15 protein-coding genes and 2 tRNA genes are annotated in these 16,781 nt (G+C 60.7%); 1 reads left to right on the forward strand and 16 read right to left on the reverse strand.

The genetic code is table 11. The annotated features are described in order from the left end of the window. Positions 1-20 precede the first annotated feature (20 nt). The 10 genes from nusA to rlmE all read right to left on the reverse strand — a co-directional run bounded on the left by nusA (position 21) and on the right by rlmE (position 8,602). A complete protein-coding gene (gene nusA, locus ACIPZF_RS10225) occupies positions 21-1,502 on the reverse strand; it encodes a transcription termination factor NusA (RefSeq protein WP_400798485.1) in 1,482 nt (493 codons plus the stop codon). 59 nt (positions 1,503-1,561) lie between these two features. Then, entirely contained in the window at positions 1,562-2,020 is a 459-nt protein-coding gene (gene rimP, locus ACIPZF_RS10230) for a ribosome maturation factor RimP (protein WP_016391791.1), read from the reverse strand. Between the two features lie 130 nt (positions 2,021-2,150). Then, positions 2,151-2,227 (reverse strand) — tRNA-Met (locus ACIPZF_RS10235). A gap of 98 nt (positions 2,228-2,325) precedes the next feature. Further along, positions 2,326-2,411: transfer RNA gene (locus ACIPZF_RS10240), tRNA-Leu, on the reverse strand. Positions 2,412-2,431: 20 nt separating this feature from the next. Beyond that, positions 2,432-2,824 (reverse strand): preprotein translocase subunit SecG, encoded by a 393-nt coding sequence (secG, locus tag ACIPZF_RS10245; protein WP_400798488.1) that lies wholly within the window; start codon positions 2,822-2,824, stop codon positions 2,432-2,434. A 4-nt stretch (positions 2,825-2,828) separates the two neighbouring features. Beyond that, complete coding sequence (gene tpiA / locus ACIPZF_RS10250; RefSeq protein WP_400798491.1) at positions 2,829-3,584, reverse strand: triose-phosphate isomerase; 756 nt, start codon at positions 3,582-3,584, stop codon at positions 2,829-2,831. 66 nt (positions 3,585-3,650) lie between these two features. Then, positions 3,651-4,991, reverse strand: coding sequence for a phosphoglucosamine mutase (glmM, locus tag ACIPZF_RS10255; protein ID WP_400798494.1), 1,341 nt, complete (start codon positions 4,989-4,991; stop codon positions 3,651-3,653). A gap of 16 nt (positions 4,992-5,007) precedes the next feature. Continuing rightward, complete coding sequence (folP, locus tag ACIPZF_RS10260) at positions 5,008-5,859, reverse strand: dihydropteroate synthase (RefSeq protein ID WP_400798496.1); 852 nt, start codon at positions 5,857-5,859, stop codon at positions 5,008-5,010. An 8-nt stretch (positions 5,860-5,867) separates the two neighbouring features. After that, the gene (gene ftsH / locus ACIPZF_RS10265) at positions 5,868-7,772 is read right to left on the reverse strand and encodes an ATP-dependent zinc metalloprotease FtsH (protein WP_400798498.1); all 1,905 of its coding nucleotides are present in this window, start codon (positions 7,770-7,772) and stop codon (positions 5,868-5,870) included. Positions 7,773-7,975: 203 nt separating this feature from the next. Continuing rightward, complete coding sequence (gene rlmE, locus ACIPZF_RS10270; RefSeq protein ID WP_400798500.1) at positions 7,976-8,602, reverse strand: 23S rRNA (uridine(2552)-2'-O)-methyltransferase RlmE; 627 nt, start codon at positions 8,600-8,602, stop codon at positions 7,976-7,978. 102 nt (positions 8,603-8,704) lie between these two features. On the opposite strand from rlmE, the gene yhbY reads away from it, so the two are divergent. Further along, entirely contained in the window at positions 8,705-9,013 is a 309-nt protein-coding gene (yhbY, locus tag ACIPZF_RS10275) for a ribosome assembly RNA-binding protein YhbY (protein ID WP_003249945.1), read from the forward strand. Positions 9,014-9,025: 12 nt separating this feature from the next. On the opposite strand, the gene ACIPZF_RS10280 is transcribed toward yhbY, so the two are convergent. The 6 genes from ACIPZF_RS10280 to dnaJ all read right to left on the reverse strand — a co-directional run bounded on the left by ACIPZF_RS10280 (position 9,026) and on the right by dnaJ (position 16,649). Then, complete coding sequence (locus ACIPZF_RS10280; RefSeq protein ID WP_346615327.1) at positions 9,026-9,475, reverse strand: MFS transporter; 450 nt, start codon at positions 9,473-9,475, stop codon at positions 9,026-9,028. Further along, positions 9,453-9,935 carry a transcription elongation factor GreA gene (gene greA / locus ACIPZF_RS10285; RefSeq protein ID WP_400798502.1) on the reverse strand — a complete coding sequence of 161 codons (483 nt, stop codon included), beginning with the start codon at positions 9,933-9,935 and terminating at the stop codon, positions 9,453-9,455. Before greA ends, ACIPZF_RS10280 begins: the two co-directional genes overlap by 23 nt. After that, positions 9,932-13,153 (reverse strand): carbamoyl-phosphate synthase large subunit, encoded by a 3,222-nt coding sequence (gene carB, locus ACIPZF_RS10290; protein ID WP_400798504.1) that lies wholly within the window; start codon positions 13,151-13,153, stop codon positions 9,932-9,934. The genes greA and carB overlap by 4 nt, the downstream gene beginning before the upstream one ends. A gap of 106 nt (positions 13,154-13,259) precedes the next feature. After that, positions 13,260-14,396: a glutamine-hydrolyzing carbamoyl-phosphate synthase small subunit gene (gene carA / locus ACIPZF_RS10295; RefSeq protein WP_400798505.1), complete on the reverse strand. Its 1,137-nt coding sequence runs from the start codon at positions 14,394-14,396 to the stop codon at positions 13,260-13,262. 311 nt (positions 14,397-14,707) lie between these two features. Beyond that, positions 14,708-15,511 (reverse strand): 4-hydroxy-tetrahydrodipicolinate reductase, encoded by an 804-nt coding sequence (gene dapB / locus ACIPZF_RS10300; RefSeq protein WP_400798508.1) that lies wholly within the window; start codon positions 15,509-15,511, stop codon positions 14,708-14,710. A 13-nt stretch (positions 15,512-15,524) separates the two neighbouring features. Continuing rightward, on the reverse strand, positions 15,525-16,649 hold the full coding sequence (gene dnaJ, locus ACIPZF_RS10305) for a molecular chaperone DnaJ (RefSeq protein ID WP_400798511.1): 1,125 nt from the start codon (positions 16,647-16,649) through the stop codon (positions 15,525-15,527). Positions 16,650-16,781: the final 132 nt, after the last annotated feature.

A 16,781-nucleotide genomic window follows, 5' to 3' on the forward strand; every position in this document is an offset into this window, starting at 1 on the left:
TCTCCTCAGGCCGCGCCTAATTACTCGAACCAGTGGGCTCGGGCGGCCATGATCAACTTGCCGGCACGCTCTTCGTCGATGCCGTCGATGTCGAGCAGGTCGTCAATCGACTGCTCGGCCAGGTCTTCGCGGTTAACCACGCCGCGCACCGCCAGTTCCGCCGCCAGGTCCTTGTCCATGCCCTCGAGGGAGAGCAGGTCTTCGGCCGGATGGGCGTCTGCCAGTTTTTCTTCGGTAGCGATGGCCTTGGTCAACAAACGGTCCTTGGCTCGAGCGCGGAGCTCATTGACGATTTCCTCGTCAAAGCCATCGATGTTGAGCATTTCTTCCAACGGTACGTAGGCAATTTCTTCGAGGCTGGTAAAGCCTTCGTCGACCAGCACTTGGGCCAGCTCCTCGTCGACTTCCAGTTCATCGATGAAATTGCGCAGGATGTCACCGGTTTCTGCCTGCTGCTTGGCCTGGATGTCCTTCTCGGTCATCACGTTCAGGGTCCAGGCAGTCAGTTGACTGGCCAGACGAACGTTCTGACCGCCACGGCCAATGGCCTGGGCCAGGTTGTCCTCGGCGACGGCGATGTCCATTGCATGGGCATCTTCATCAACGATGATCGCCGCGACTTCGGCCGGCGACATGGCGTTGATGACAAATTGCGCCGGGTTATCGTCCCACAGGACGATATCCACACGCTCACCACCCAACTCTCCGGATACGGCCTGGACGCGCGAACCACGCATGCCGATACAGGCACCTTGCGGATCGATACGCTTGTCCTTGGAGCGGACGGCTATCTTGGCACGCGACCCCGGATCACGGGAGGCGGCCATGACTTCGATGAGGCCTTCGGCGATTTCCGGCACTTCGATGCGGAACAGCTCGATCAGCATCTGCGGCGCGGTGCGCGACAGGATCAGCTGTGGACCACGGTTCTCGGTGCGGATCTCCTTGAGCAGCGCACGCAGGCGCACGCCAACCCGGAAGGTCTCACGTGGAATGATGTCTTCGCGGGCCAGCAGCGCCTCGGCGTTGTTGCCCAGGTCGACGATGACGTTGTCGCGGGTGACCTTTTTCACGGTGCCGGAGATGATCTCGCCAACGCGTTCGCGGTAGGCGTCGACCACCTGGGCGCGCTCGGCCTCACGGACCTTCTGCACGATGACCTGCTTGGCGGTCTGGGCGGCGATACGACCGAATTCGATGGACTCGATCTTTTCTTCGATCACATCACCGACTTTCGCTTCCGGGTGAGTGTCCTTGATCTTGTCCAGCCAGGTTTCGATCGCTGGATCGTCCAGGTCGTTCTCGTCGACCACGGTCCAGCGACGGAACGTCTCGTAGCTACCGGTGTGGCGGTTGATTTCCACACGCAGATCGACTTCGTCTTCAAAACGTTTTTTGGTTGCAGTAGCCAGGGCCACTTCCAGCGCTTCGAAAATGACGCCGGGCGGTACACCTTTTTCGTTGGATACCGATTCAACAACCAGCAGTACTTCTTTGCTCATCGTACGCCTCGCCTTGCGCAAGCCATTGGGCCCGGATAGTCCGCCGGGCCCGGCACGTCTCAGTCAAAACTGGGAATAATATTGGCCTTGTCGATCGAGTCGATCGGCAACAGGAACTCGTGATTGTCCACCTGGACCACCACATCCTGCTCCTCCACACCGCGGAGAAGGCCCTGGAAGTTACGACGACCCTCGAAGGGCGTACGCAGCTTGATCTTCACTTGTTCGCCGGCATGCGAGGCAAACTGTTCCAGTGTGAACAGCGGGCGATCCATGCCAGGAGAGGACACCTCAAGGGTGTATTCACTGCTGATCGGATCTTCCACATCAAGAATGGCGCTGGCCTGACGGCTGACCGCTTCGCAGTCCTCCACCAGGATGCCGCCTTCCTTGTCGATGTAGATGCGCAATACCGAATGCTTACCCTGGGAAACGTACTCGATCCCCCAGCACTGATAGCCCAGACCCTCGACAACCGGGGCCAACAAGGCCTGCAACTGTTCTAGCTTGCTCGACACCTGAACCCCCTCGTGCATGCTGTGCAAATAAAAAATGGGCGAAGCGCCCATCCCTGAAAGCGCCGTTGGACAACGACGCCGAAAACTGTTCGGCTAGCAAAAAGCCCCTGAAAAGGGGCTCCGCTGAAGCTGGTTGCGGGGGCTGGATTTGAACCAACGACCTTCGGGTTATGAGCCCGACGAGCTACCAAGCTGCTCCACCCCGCGACAAAGCTGGGGCGAAAGTATAAGACCGAACCCGTTGCTGGGTCAATCCAACTTCCACCTGCAAGAAAGCCCGCTAAAGCGGGCTCTCAAGCTTCAATTGGTACCGAGAAGGGGACTCGAACCCCTACACCCTATGGGCACAACCACCTCAAGGTTGCGTGTCTACCAATTCCACCACCTCGGCAATACTACATTTGAAACCCGTTACTTCTGCTCTTCTGCCGGAGGAGGTACATCACCAGAGTTGGTGGTTTCACTCTTCTGCTGCTGGAGCACCGGTACATCATCATTGACTGCCGGCTTCTGCTCTTTCACTTCCAATACTGCGGGATCTGGAAGACCTGCTTGGCTAAGCTGGTGAGCTTGTTGCTTCGCGAAGTATCCTAACCCAAGTGCTGTCAAAAAGAAAGTGGCAGCGAGTATTGCAGTGAATTTACTTAGGAACGTTGCCGAGCCTTGACTCCCGAACACAGTATTAGAAGCACCTGCGCCGAAAGATGCACCTGCTTCCGCACCTTTACCCTGTTGCAACAGTACCAGCACTACAAGCGACAGCGCTGCCAACAGATGAAAAACAACGATGACTGTTTCCAGCATTTGTTCAGTTTCCTGCGGCGCGACAAATTGCACCGAATTCGTCTGCGTTCAGGGATGCTCCACCAATGAGCCCCCCATCGATATCCGGCATGCCGAACAGTTCGGCCGCATTGGCCGCCTTCACGCTACCGCCGTAGAGAAGCTGCACGTTTTCTGCAACTTCGGCGTCTTCGGCCGCCAACTGCGCCCGGATGGCAGCATGCACATCCTGAGCCTGTTGAGGCGAAGCCGTCAAACCTGTGCCAATGGCCCAAACCGGCTCATAAGCAATAACCGCACTGGCAAAAGCCTTAACACCGAACGCGTCGATGATACTGCTTAGTTGACGCCCGACAACTTCGAGCGTCTTGCCCGCTTCGCGCTCTTCAAGGGTTTCCCCTACACAGAGCACCGGCATTAAACCACTAAGTTGAGCGGCTGCAAACTTGTCTTTCAGCACCTCTTCACTTTCACCAATAATCTGGCGGCGTTCGGAGTGGCCAATCAGCACCAACTTGCAACCTGCTTCAACCAGCTGACTCGGTGCAACTTCACCGGTCAACGCACCCTGTTCGGGCTTTACTGCAGAATTCTGTGCTCCGACAGTGATCCCCTTGCCGTGCAGGCCATCAACAACCTGGTTGATGAACAGCGACGGCGGAAACACCGCGACTTCAACACCGTGTGGCACGGGCATATTGCCCAAACCCTGGATCAGCTCAGCGACGCTGGCGCGGGTACCGTGCATCTTCCAGTTACCAGCTACCATGGGGCGACGCATGCTTTACCTCGTCGGTCAAAGTGGGCGCAGATCTTACCCAACCCGATCTGCGCTGGCAAGCCCAATTCAGACACAAACTTCAGCGACCAGCTTGGCCAGGGCTTCGGCGTGTCCGCGCACCTGGTTTTCGTCATCGCCTTCGACCATCACTCGCACCAGTGGCTCGGTCCCGGACTTGCGCAACAGTACACGCCCCCGCCCCGCCATGTCCTCGGTCGCCTTGGCACTGGCCTCCTTGACCGCAGGGTGCTCCAGCGGGTCTACCTTGCTCGCACCGAAGCGCACGTTGATCAGCACCTGCGGGCACTTGCGCAGCGCCTGACGGGCTTGTGCCAGGGTTTCACCCCGGCGTTTCAGCGATAGCAGCACCTGAAGCGCAGCGATGATCGCATCGCCAGTGGTGGTGTGGTTGCAGCACACGACATGCCCGGAGTTCTCGCCACCCACCAGCCAGTTGCGCTCAAGCAGCTCAGCCATGACGTAACGGTCGCCGACCTTGGCCCGCACGAACGGGATATCCAGGTCTTTGAGGGCCAGCTCCAGGCCCAGGTTGCTCATCAGGGTGCCAACCACACCGCCCTGCAGTTTGCCGCGCTCGTGCAGGTCTCGGGCAATGATGAACAGCAACTCGTCACCGTCGACGATGGTGCCGGTATGGTCGACCATCAGCACCCGGTCGCCATCGCCATCGAACGCGATGCCCAGATCAGCGTGCCCTACCAGCACGGCAGCCTGCAGCGACTCGATATGGGTCGAACCGCAGTTTTCATTGATGTTGAGACCATCTGGCTGCGCATGCAGCACCGTGACGTCAGCACCCAGCTCGCGGAATACGCTCGGCGCAACCTTGTAGGTCGCGCCATGGGCGCAATCGACCACCAGCTTGAGGCCCTCGAAGCTGGTGCTGGTCGGTACGCTGCTCTTGCAGAATTCGATGTAGCGGCCTGCGGCATCGTTGATGCGCGAAACCTTGCCCAGCTTGCTCGAATCGACCACCGTCATCGGCTGGTCAAGCAGCTCCTCGATCATCAACTCGATTTCGTCCGGCAGCTTGGTGCCCTGGCCGGAGAAGAATTTGATGCCGTTGTCATCGTGCGGGTTGTGCGACGCACTGATGACGATGCCTGCTTCGGCATGGAAGGTGCGGGTCAGGTAGGCGATGGCTGGCGTCGGCATGGGCCCGAGCAGCATCACGTCGGCACCTGCGGCGGACAAGCCGGCTTCGAGCGCGGACTCGAACATGTAACCGGAAATGCGCGTGTCCTTGCCCACCAGTACGCGGCAGTTACCCTGCTTGCGGAAAGCCATGCCTGCCGCCCATCCCAGCTTCAACATGAAGTCTGGCGTGATCGGGTATTCGCCGACGCGGCCACGGATGCCGTCGGTACCAAAATATTTTCTGCTCATAGGAACTCCAATGCTCTTATTCGGCATTCTGGACTGCGGCAATCATGCGCACGATATCAACGGTCTCGGCCACATCATGGACGCGCAGAATACTTGCGCCCTTGGTCATGGCCAACGCCGCCAGCGCCAGGCTGCCGTACAGCCGCTCATCGACTGGGCGATTCAACGTCAGGCCGATCATGCTCTTGCGTGAAACGCCCACCAGCAGAGGGCGCCCAAGGCGATAAAGCGCTTCCAGGTGTTTGAACAGGCTAAGGTTGTGCGCCAAGGTCTTGGCGAACCCGAAGCCCGGGTCGAGAACGATCCGTTCGGCACCGATGCCCGCCGCTGCACAAGCGGCCATACGCTGTTCAAGATAGCGCGTTACATCAGCGGTTACATCTTCGTAGTGCGGATCGTCCTGCATATTTCCCGGCTCGCCACGCATGTGCATCAGGCACACCGGCAAGCCGGTATCCGCTGCGGCGTCGAGGGCGCCATCGCGCTCCAGGGCGCGCACATCGTTGATCAGGCCGGCACCTAGCCGAGCCGATTCGCGCATGACTGCTGGCGTAGAAGTATCGACCGAGATCACCACATCGAGGCGGCTGTTGATGGCCTCGACCATCGGCGCCACCCGCTCGAGCTCTTCGGTTACCGACACTGCCCGCGCACCGGGGCGTGTCGACTCACCACCGATGTCGATCAGGGTAGCACCCGCCGCAACCATCGCTTCGGCATGGCGCAGCGCCTCGTCGCGCTGGCTGAAGCGACCACCGTCGGAGAAGGAGTCAGGGGTGATGTTGAGGATGCCCATGACATGGGTTCGGGACAAATCAAGAACCCGGTTGCCGCAAGGCAACCGGGTCGGGTACAGCTTGGAGCTCATAGACGCCCTTAGTGTTGAGCCGCTGGGCCGCCAATCGGCGATTCCGGACGATCGTTCTGGGCAGCAGGCGTGCCCGAATCTTTGTCGTCATCCCAATCACGCGGTTCGCGTGGCGTACGACCGGCCATGATGTCGTCGATCTGATCGGCATCGATGGTCTCGTACTTCATCAGCGCTTCGGTCATCGCTTCGAGTTTGTCGCGGTTGTCGATCAGCAGTTGCTTGGCCGTGGCGTAGCACTGGTCGATGATGCTGCGCACTTCGGAATCGATCAGCTTGGCCGTCTCACCGGAGACGCTGGCATGCTGGCTGCCCGCGCTGCGACCGAGGAATACCTCACCCTCTTCTTCTGCGTACATCAGCGGGCCGAGCTTCTCGGACAGGCCCCACTTGGTGACCATGTTCCGGGCCAGCTGGCTGGCGCGCATGATGTCGTTGGAAGCACCCGTGGTGACACCATCGAAGCCCAGGGTCATTTCTTCGGCGATACGGCCACCATACAGCGAACAGATCTGGCTGATCAGCGCGCGCTTGGAGAGGCTATAGCGGTCTTCCTCGGGCAGGAACATGGTCACACCCAGGGCGCGACCACGAGGAATGATCGAAACCTTGTAGACCGGGTCGTGCTCTGGCACCAGGCGACCGACGATGGCGTGACCGGCCTCGTGATAGGCAGTGTTTTTCTTTTCTTTCTCGGACATGACCATGGTCTTGCGCTCGGCGCCCATCATGATCTTGTCTTTTGCCAGTTCGAACTCTTTCATCTCGACCAGGCGCTTGTTGGAACGCGCGGCAAACAGCGAAGCCTCGTTGACCAGGTTGGCCAGGTCGGCACCGGAGAAGCCAGGGGTACCACGGGCAATGACCGCCGGGTTGACGTTCTCGCCAACCGGTACCTTGCGCATGTGCACCTTGAGGATCTGCTCGCGGCCACGGATGTCCGGCAGGCCAACCACAACCTGACGGTCGAAGCGACCAGGACGAAGCAGTGCCGGGTCCAGAACGTCCGGACGGTTGGTGGCAGCGATAACGATGATGCCGTCGTTCATTTCGAAGCCGTCCATCTCAACCAGCAATTGGTTGAGGGTCTGCTCACGCTCGTCATGACCGCCGCCCATGCCGGCGCCACGGTGGCGACCGACGGCGTCGATTTCGTCGATGAAGATGATGCACGGCGCGTGCTTCTTGGCCTGCTCGAACATGTCGCGGACGCGGCTTGCACCGACACCCACGAACATTTCGACGAAGTCAGAACCGGAAATGGTGAAGAACGGCACCTTGGCTTCACCGGCGATGGCCTTGGCCAGCAAGGTCTTACCGGTACCGGGCGGGCCGACCATCAGCACGCCGCGCGGGATGCGGCCACCCAGGCGCTGGAACTTGCCCGGATCGCGCAGGAATTCGACCAGCTCGCCGACCTCTTCCTTGGCTTCGTCGCAGCCTGCGACGTCGGCCAGGGTGGTCTTGACCTGGTCTTCGGACAGCAGGCGCGCCTTGCTCTTGCCAAAGCTCATCGGCCCGCCCTTGCCGCCTGCACCGCCTTGCATCTGGCGCATGAAGAACATGAACACGGCGATGATCACCAGGATCGGGAAGCTCGCTACCAGCAGCTGAGTCCAGATGCTCTGCTGTTCTGGCTGCTTGCCTTCGACGACCACGTGGTTGTCGACCAGATCGCCGATCAGGCCGTTGTCGGTAATGGCCGGGCGAACGGTCTTGAAGTTGTCGCCGTCGGCGCGCTTGCCGGTAATGATGTAGCCGTCGACGGTCACACGCTCGACCTTGCCATCCTTGACCTGCTGGATGAAGTCGGAGTAGTTGAGGGTCTGCGGCTCGTTAGGGCTGGAGAAGTTGTTCATCACTGTCACCAGGACAGCTGCGATGATCAACCACAGGATCAGATTCTTTGCCATGTCGTTCAATTCGCTACCCTCTGAGGCCGGCGCACGACGCAGCCGTGCCTCGCATGATATTCATCGCCCTAACTTACTACATTACCTACGCATCCGCAGGCACCGTCTGTAACCCTTTGTGAAACCTAGACTACACGAAGTTCGGACGATCCAGACGGGAGGGCCGATTGGAAATAACTATCGGCCACCCCGCAGCACGCCTTTCATACGCCTTTGAAGCCCTTGCCCAGCAGGTACTGTTCACGCGAACGGTCACGCGAAGAGGACGGTTTGCGCATCTGTACCTTGTCGAACTTGGTACGCACGTCCTTCAGGTACATGTCGAAGCCTTCGCCCTGGAAAATCTTGATGAGGAAATCACCACCCGGCTTGAGCACACGGGTTGCCAGGTCAAGCGCCAACTCACAGAGGAACATGGCGCGCGGCATGTCCACTTCAGGCGTACCACTCATATTGGGGGCCATGTCGGAAATCACAAGGTCTACGTGCGAATCACCGACGGCTTCGAGGATCTGCTGCAGCACTTCGTCCGTGGTGAAGTCGCCCTGGATGAAGGTCACGTCGGGAATCGAGTCCATTTCCAGGATGTCGGAGGCGATCAGGCGGCCCTGACCACCAATCAGACGACTGGTCACCTGCGACCACCCGCCTGGGGCCGCGCCCAGGTCGATCACGCTCATGCCAGGGCGGATCAGGCGGTCTTTCTCCTGGATCTCAAGCAGCTTGTAGCTCGCGCGCGAGCGGTAGCCGTCCTTCTGCGCCTGTTTTACAAAAGGGTCATTGAAATGCTCGCGCAACCAGTTTGCGCTGCTTTTGGAACGTTGTACCACGGGGCACCTCGATGATATGCGTCGTGATTGACTGGGCGGAGCCGGTGGCCCTCGGGTAAAATGCCGGTCAATTTTACAGAATCAGACGGAAAGGGTCAGATTATGCCGCTCAATAACGAGCAGAAGAAGCAATACAAGTCCATTGGTCATGACCTGAAGCCGGTCCTGATCGTTGCGGGCAACGGTTTGAATGAAGGCGTGATCGCTGAACTGGAGCGCGCACTGGTCGACCATGAGCTGATCAAGGTCGAAATTCGTTCGGAAGATCGCGAAGAGCGCGCCGAAACCATCGCAGAATTGTGCAAGGCTGGCCGCGCCGAGCTGGTGCAGACCATCGGCAAGAAAGCGCTGATTTACCGCAAGAACCCACAGCCTAACAAGCAGCTGTCCAACATCCACCGCTACAAGTAAGGGTGGCGCCGATCAGTGGCGCGCCTTGCGCGCCCTGACCGGAACCGGCTGGGCCACCAGCACGATGCCGGAAAAACCCAGCACCAGGAAGCAGAACATCTGCCAGCGTTCGCCGACCGAGATACCGTAGCGCAAGGTGTAGTACCCCACACAGGCTGCAAACCCCAGCAACAACATCTGGCCGCGAAATTGCCGCCACCAGGCCGCCAGGCCATCCACCCTCGCCAGAACGGCAAGCTGGGTCAGTAACCCCAACAGCGCCACGCCAATCAACCAGCGGTCGATCTGCCCGGCGATGTCCTGCACCAGCAAAGGTGCCAGGCCACTGACCTTGAGCGCCGGCACCAGCCCTACATGGAACACCCACAGGCCGCCGACCCAGAAAACCTGGGCCAGTTGCCAGAGGATCCCCTCGAGGGATGGCGCCCGCAGGCGCCGGTCAGATGTGCTGGACTTCGACAATCTCGTACTCGACCGTGCCACTTGGCGTCTTGATGACGACGACGTCGCCTTCTTCCTTGCCGATGATCGCACGGGCGATAGGGGCGCTGCTCGAAAGCTTGCCCTTTTTCACGTCAGCTTCATCTTCGCCAACGATCTGGTATTTCACCCGCTCGTCAGTCTCGGTATTGGCCAGCTCCACAGTGGTACCGAAGATGACCTTGCCGGTATGGGCAATGGTGGTCACGTCGATCACCACCGCGTTCTGCAGGCGGCCTTCGATATCACGGATACGCGCCTCGACCATGCCCTGCTCTTCACGAGCGGCATGGTATTCGGCGTTTTCCTTGAGGTCGCCCAGCTCACGCGCTTCACCGATGGCCTGGCTCAGGCGCGGGCGCTCGGTCTTGCTCAGGAACAGGTGCTCCTCTTCCAGGGCGCGAGCGCCCTGGACGGTCATCGGGTACTTGGTAATGCTCATGCTTTGAGTCCTGCATGCAGATCCTGCAAGCGACGAACGGTCTTTTCAGGGCCGAATTTCAACGCTTCGCAGATGGCTTCACCGGCCGCAATGGTAGTGGTGCAGTAGATCTTGTGCTGCAGCGCATTGCGACGAATCGAGTAGGAATCGGCGATCGACTGGCGACCTTCGGTGGTGTTGATGATCAGCGACACTTCGTCGTTCTTGATCATGTCGACCACGTGCGGGCGGCCCTCGGTCACCTTGTTCACGCGGCGCACTTTCAGGCCGGCCGCTTCGATCACCTTGGCGGTACCTGCAGTGGCAACCACTTCGAAGCCCAGGGCGATCAGGTCGCGGGCAACGCCAGCCACTTGTGGCTTGTCGTCGTCACGCACGCTGATGAACGCGGTACCGCCAGTTGGCAGCACTTCGCTGGCACCCATCTGAGCCTTGGCGAACGCTTCACCGAAGCTGTCGCCGACACCCATGACTTCACCGGTCGATTTCATCTCAGGGCCGAGGATCGGGTCAACCCCTGGGAACTTGGCGAACGGGAAGACGGCTTCCTTGACGCTGTAGAAGTTCGGGATGATTTCCTGGGTGAAGCCCAGCTCTTTCAGGGTTTTACCCGCCATTACACGGGCAGCGATCATCGCCAGCGAGGTACCGATGCACTTGGAAACGAACGGTACGGTACGCGAGGCACGTGGGTTGACTTCGATCACGTAGATCTTGTCGCCCTGCAGGGCCAGCTGCACGTTCATCAGGCCGACAACGCCCAGCTCCAGGGCCATTTTCTTGACCTGCTCGCGAACCTGGTCCTGGACTTCCTTGCTCAGCGAGTACGGCGGCAGCGAGCACGCCGAGTCACCGGAGTGAACACCGGCCTGTTCGATGTGCTGCATGATCGCGCCGATCACCACATCAGTGCCGTCGCAGACCGCATCCACGTCCATCTCGATGGCGCAGTTGAGGAAGTGGTCGAGCAGTACCGGGCTGTCGTTGGACACTTGTACGGCTTCACGCAGGTAGCGCTTGAGTTCGTCCAGCTCGTAGACGATCTCCATGGCACGGCCGCCCAGTACGTAGGACGGGCGAACCACCAGCGGGTAACCGATGCCGCCGGCAGCGCGGATGGCTTCGTCTTCGCTGCGCACGGTAGCGTTTGGCGGCTGCAGCAGGTTCAGGCGCTGAACCATCTGCTGGAAGCGCTCACGGTCTTCGGCACGGTCGATGGCGTCCGGGCTGGTACCGATGATCGGTACGCCGGCTTCTTCCAGGGCGCGCGCCAGTTTCAGCGGGGTCTGGCCGCCGTAGTGGACGATCACGCCCTTCGGCTTCTCGACGCGGCAGACTTCCAGCACGTCTTCCAGGGTCAGCGGCTCGAAGTACAGGCGGTCGGAGGTGTCGTAGTCGGTGGAGACGGTTTCCGGGTTGCAGTTGACCATGATGGTCTCGTAACCGTCTTCACGCAGCGCAAGGGCTGCGTGTACGCAGCAGTAGTCGAACTCGATGCCTTGGCCGATACGGTTGGGGCCGCCACCCAGGATCATGATCTTGTCGCGGGTCGACGGGTTGGCCTCGCACTCTTCCTCATAGGTGGAGTACAGGTAGGCGGTGTCGGTGGCGAACTCGGCGGCGCAGGTGTCGACGCGCTTGTAGACCGGGAACACTTCCAGTTTGTGGCGATGACGGCGCAGGTTCTTGTCGGTGATGCCGAGCAGAACGGCCAGGCGCTGGTCAGAGAAGCCCTTGCGCTTGAGGCGCAGCATCATGGCCTTGTCGATGGCCGACAGGGCCAGGGTCTTGACCTTCTCTTCTTCCTTGATCAGATCTTCCATCTGCACCAGGAACCACATGTCGATGCCGGTCAGGGCGAAGATTTCTTCGCAGGTCATGCCCGAACGCATGGCGTCGGCCACGTACCAGATACGCTCGGCACCCGGCACGGTCAGCTCGCGCTTGAGGATGCTGGCAGCCTCTGGGCTGGCCAGGTCGACTTTCGGGTCCAGACCGCAGGCACCGACTTCCAGGCCGCGCAGGGCTTTCTGCAGGGATTCCTGGAAGGTACGGCCGATGGCCATGACTTCACCGACAGATTTCATCTGGGTGGTCAGGCGGGCGTCGGCTTTCGGGAATTTCTCGAAGGCGAAGCGCGGCAGCTTGGTGACGACGTAGTCGATCGACGGCTCGAAGGACGCCGGGGTGCGGCCGCCGGTGATGTCGTTCTGCAGCTCATCCAGGGTGTAACCGATGGCAAGCTTCGCGGCGATCTTGGCGATCGGGAAGCCGGTGGCCTTCGACGCCAGGGCGGACGAACGCGATACCCGCGGGTTCATCTCGATGACGACCATGCGGCCAGTGTTCGGGCAGATACCGAACTGCACGTTGGAGCCGCCGGTTTCGACGCCGATTTCACGCAGCACCGCCAGCGAGGCGTTGCGCATGATCTGGTATTCCTTGTCGGTCAAGGTCTGCGCTGGAGCAACGGTGATCGAGTCGCCGGTGTGCACGCCCATCGGGTCGAAGTTCTCGATCGAGCAGACGATGATGCAGTTGTCCTTTTTGTCGCGGACCACTTCCATCTCGTACTCTTTCCAGCCGATCAGCGATTCGTCGATCAGCAGCTCCTTGGTCGGCGACAGGTCCAGACCACGGGTGCAGATTTCTTCGAATTCTTCACGGTTGTAGGCGATACCGCCGCCAGTGCCGCCCATGGTGAACGATGGGCGAATGATGCATGGGAAGCCGAGCTTCTCGAGGACCGCATTGGCCTCTTCCATGCTGTGGGCGATACCGGAGCGCGGGCACTCAAGGCCAATGTCCTTCATCGCCTTGTCGAAGCGCGAACGGTCTTCGGCCTTGTCGATGGTGTCGGCGTTGGCACCGATCATCTCGACGCCGAACTTCTCCAGAACGCCGTGGCGCTCCAGGTCCAGGGCGCAGTTCAGTGCGGTCTGGCCACCCATGGTCGGCAGCACGGCGTCCGGGCGCTCTTTCTCGATGATCTTGGCCACCGACTGCCACTTGATCGGCTCGATGTAGGTGGCGTCGGCCATGGCCGGGTCGGTCATGATGGTGGCCGGGTTGGAGTTCACCAGGATGACGCGGAAACCTTCCTCACGCAGGGCTTTGCAAGCCTGGGCGCCGGAGTAGTCGAATTCGCAGGCCTGGCCGATCACGATCGGGCCAGCGCCGAGAATCAGGATGCTTTTGATGTCTGTACGTTTTGGCATGGTTGTCACTCAAATCCGCGGGTCAGTCGGCAAGCCGTCTTGAACAATCTGGGTCAGGCGCGGCCGGGCGCGGCAGATGCCGCCCCGGGGCCTTGATGCAGGATGCTCAGCGGCGCTTGGCCATGGCATCGGTGAAACGATCGAACAGTGGCGCGACGTCGGTCGGGCCTGGGCTCGCTTCAGGGTGGCCCTGGAAGCTGAACGCGCTCTTGTCGGTACGCTCGATACCCTGCAGGGTGCCGTCGAACAGCGACTTGTGAATGGCGCGGACGTTGCCCGGCAGGGTGGCTTCGTCGACGGCGAAACCGTGGTTCTGGCTGGTGATCATGACCACGCCGGTGTCCAGGTCCTGGACCGGGTGGTTGGCACCGTGGTGGCCGTGGCCCATCTTCACGGTCTTGGCACCGGAGGCCAGGGCCAGCAGCTGGTGGCCGAGGCAGATGCCGAACACCGGGATCTCGGTTTCGAGGATCTCTTTGATCGCCTGGATGGCGTAGTCGCAAGGCTCCGGATCACCAGGGCCGTTGGACAGGAACACGCCATCGGGGTTGAGCGCGAGCACTTCGCTGGCCGGGGTCTGGGCAGGCACCACGGTCACGCGGCAGCCACGGGCGACCAGCATGCGCAGGATGTTCAGCTTGACGCCGTAGTCGAAAGCGACCACGTGGTACGGCAGCTCGGAAGCGTCGATGGTCGGGTGGCTGTCGGTTTTCAGCTCCCACACGCTGGAGCGCCACTCGTAACGCTCCTTGGTGGAAACGACCTTGGCCAGGTCCATGCCCTTCAGGCCTGGGAAGGCGCGGGCAGCGGCGATGGCGGCTTCTTCGCTGATGTCGTCACCGGCGAGGATGCAACCGTTCTGAGCGCCCTTTTCACGCAGGATACGGGTCAGGCGGCGGGTGTCGATGCCAGCGATGGCGACGACATTGTTGGCCTTCAGGTAGTCAGGCAGCGACTGGGTGTTACGCCAGTTGCTGGCCAGCAGCGGCAGGTCACGGATGACCAGGCCAGCGGACCAGACACGGTTCGATTCGGCGTCTTCCGGGGTGGTCCCGGTGTTGCCGATGTGCGGATAGGTCAGGGTAACGATTTGCTGCGAGTAGGAAGGGTCTGTAAGGATTTCCTGGTAGCCGGTCATAGCGGTGTTGAATACCACCTCACCAACGGTCTGACCGTCGGCACCAATGGCTTCACCGCGAAAAATACTGCCGTCGGCAAGGGCGAGTATGGCTGGCTTTGTCAAGAAGACCTCCCGTAAATCAAGCATGAAAGGGCGATCGCAGGTTGCAAAAAAGCGGAGTGACGTATGGACACGTCACCCCGCTTTCATGTGCTGAATTCAATTCGCTGCGCGCTTTTAGTGGACACACTAAAGCTGTAGCTTACAGAAAAGTGCTTTTTGGGTCTACCGTAAATGTGCCTCTAAAACACATGATTGCGACAGAGGCGATGAACCGTGATGTCCCCTCGCGGATGAATCCGCTCCTACAGGTATATCGAAAAACCGTGTAGGAGCGGATTCATCCGCGAAAAGAACCCCGCCGATCTGAAGGATCAACGCAGCTCCAGCACATCCTGCATGTCGTACAGACCCGCCTCACGCCCATCCAGCCACAGCGCGGCACGCACCGCACCCTTGGCAAAGGTCATGCGGCTGGAGGCCTTGTGAGTGATCTCCAGACGCTCACCTTCAGCAGCGAACAACACAGTGTGATCACCAACCACATCACCGGCACGCACGGTTGCGAAACCAATGGTCTTGCGATCACGCGCGCCGGTCTGCCCTTCACGGCCATACACCGCCACTTCCTGCAGGTCCCGCCCAAGCGCATTGGCAACCACTTCACCCATGCGCAGCGCGGTCCCCGACGGTGCATCGACCTTGTGCCGGTGATGCGCCTCGATGATCTCGATGTCGACATCGTCGCCCAGCACCCGCGCCGCCATGTCCAGCAGCTTGAGGCTGAGGTTGACGCCGACGCTGAAGTTGGCAGCGAACACAATTGGGATGTCCTTGCCCGCCTCGGCCAGCAACTGCTTCTCCTCGACAGAGAAACCGGTGGTACCGATGATCATCGCCTTGCCGTGCTTGCGGCAGAACGCCAGGTTCTTCAGGGTCACCGAAGGGTGGGTGAAGTCGATCAGCACGTCGAATTCGTCGGCGACCTTGGCCAGGTCATCGGACAGCAGCACGCCGATCCGGCCCAGGGCCGCCAGCTCACCAGCATCAGCCCCCACCAGCGAGCTGTCCGGGCGGTCGATCGCCGCCGTCAGCCCGGCACCCGGGGTTTGCTGCACGGCCTCGATGAGGGTCTTGCCCATCCGCCCTGCCGCGCCCATCACTGCAATACGTCGCATAGCTTTGTCCTTGTCAGAGATCGCCGAAGAAGCGCTTCACGCCATCGAACCAGCCACTGGCTTTTGGCGAGTGGGAGCTGTCGCCTTCGAGCGAGTCACGCAACTCTTCAAGCAGCTCGCGCTGGCGACGGCTGAGGTTGACCGGGGTTTCCACCGCCACACGGCACAGCAGGTCGCCCGCGCCACCGCCACGTACCGGCGCGACGCCCTTGCCACGCAAGCGGAACTGCTTGCCGGTCTGGGTGCCTTCCGGGATCTTCAGCTTCACGCGACCATCGAGGGTCGGCACTTCCAGCTCGCCACCCAAGGCAGCATCGGTGTAGCTGATCGGCACTTCGCAGTACAGGTGCTTGCCGTCACGCTGGAAGATCTCGTGCTCGCGCACGTTGATGACCACATACAGGTCGCCAGTCGGGCCACCATGGGTACCCGCCTCGCCTTCGCCGGACAGGCGAATGCGGTCGCCGGTATCGACGCCAGCCGGCACCTTGACCGACAGGGTCTTGTATTCCTCGACACGGCCTTCGCCGTGGCACGAGCTGCAAGGGTCGGTGATGATCTTGCCCTGGCCATGGCAGCGCGGGCAGGTCTGCTGCACCGAGAAGAAGCCCTGCTGCATGCGCACTTGGCCGATGCCGCCGCAGGTTGGGCAGGTGGACGGGGTCGAGCCCTTTTTCGCACCGCTGCCGTCACAAGGCTGGCAGTTGACCAGTGTCGGTACGCGGATGCTGACCGTGGTGCCGCGCACGGCTTCTTCCAGGTTCAGCTCCAGGGTGTAGCGCAGGTCGCTGCCGCGCGCGGCGCCACCACGGCCACCGCCACGGCCACCGCCGAAGAAGTCGCTGAATACGTCGCCGAAGATGTCGGAGAAGTTGGCGCCACCGAAGCCCGCACCGCCGCCACCCATGCTTGGGTCGACGCCGGCATGGCCGTACTGATCGAACGCGGCGCGCTTGCTGGCGTCGGACAGCACTTCGTAGGCCTCGTTGGCCTCCTTGAACTTGTCTTCCGACTCTTTATCGCCCGGGTTGCGGTCCGGGTGATACTTCATCGCCAGGCGGCGATAGGCCTTTTTCAGGTCACCTTCACTGGCGCCGCGCTCGACACCCAGGACCTCATAATAATCACGCTTGGACATAGGTCATTTGCACCTTGTTGGGCGTTCGGCATCCGCGCCGCGCCATCAGCACCTGCCCGCGAACCACGCGAGGCAGCAGACAAATACTGTAAAAATTCTCGAATTCCAGATACGCCAACGCGGGAGCAAGCC

This window comes from Pseudomonas sp. NPDC089752, assembly GCF_044748725.1.
In the GTDB taxonomy this organism is placed as follows: Bacteria; Pseudomonadota; Gammaproteobacteria; order Pseudomonadales; family Pseudomonadaceae; genus Aquipseudomonas.

Excerpts from the sequence above, each read along its gene's own strand:
- nusA (WP_400798485.1), bottom strand. The coding sequence starts at position 1,502 with ATGAGCAAAGAAGTACTGCTGGTTGTTGAATCGGTATCCAACGAAAAA.
- secG (WP_400798488.1), bottom strand. The coding sequence starts at position 2,824 with ATGCTGGAAACAGTCATCGTTGTTTTTCATCTGTTGGCAGCGCTGTCG.
- tpiA (WP_400798491.1), bottom strand. The coding sequence starts at position 3,584 with ATGCGTCGCCCCATGGTAGCTGGTAACTGGAAGATGCACGGTACCCGC.
- glmM (WP_400798494.1), bottom strand. The coding sequence starts at position 4,991 with ATGAGCAGAAAATATTTTGGTACCGACGGCATCCGTGGCCGCGTCGGC.
- folP (WP_400798496.1), bottom strand. The coding sequence starts at position 5,859 with ATGAGCTCCAAGCTGTACCCGACCCGGTTGCCTTGCGGCAACCGGGTT.
- ftsH (WP_400798498.1), bottom strand. The coding sequence starts at position 7,772 with ATGGCAAAGAATCTGATCCTGTGGTTGATCATCGCAGCTGTCCTGGTG.
- yhbY (WP_003249945.1), top strand. The coding sequence starts at position 8,705 with ATGCCGCTCAATAACGAGCAGAAGAAGCAATACAAGTCCATTGGTCAT.
- greA (WP_400798502.1), bottom strand. The coding sequence starts at position 9,935 with ATGAGCATTACCAAGTACCCGATGACCGTCCAGGGCGCTCGCGCCCTG.
- carB (WP_400798504.1), bottom strand. The coding sequence starts at position 13,153 with ATGCCAAAACGTACAGACATCAAAAGCATCCTGATTCTCGGCGCTGGC.
- dapB (WP_400798508.1), bottom strand. The coding sequence starts at position 15,511 with ATGCGACGTATTGCAGTGATGGGCGCGGCAGGGCGGATGGGCAAGACC.
- dnaJ (WP_400798511.1), bottom strand. The coding sequence starts at position 16,649 with ATGTCCAAGCGTGATTATTATGAGGTCCTGGGTGTCGAGCGCGGCGCC.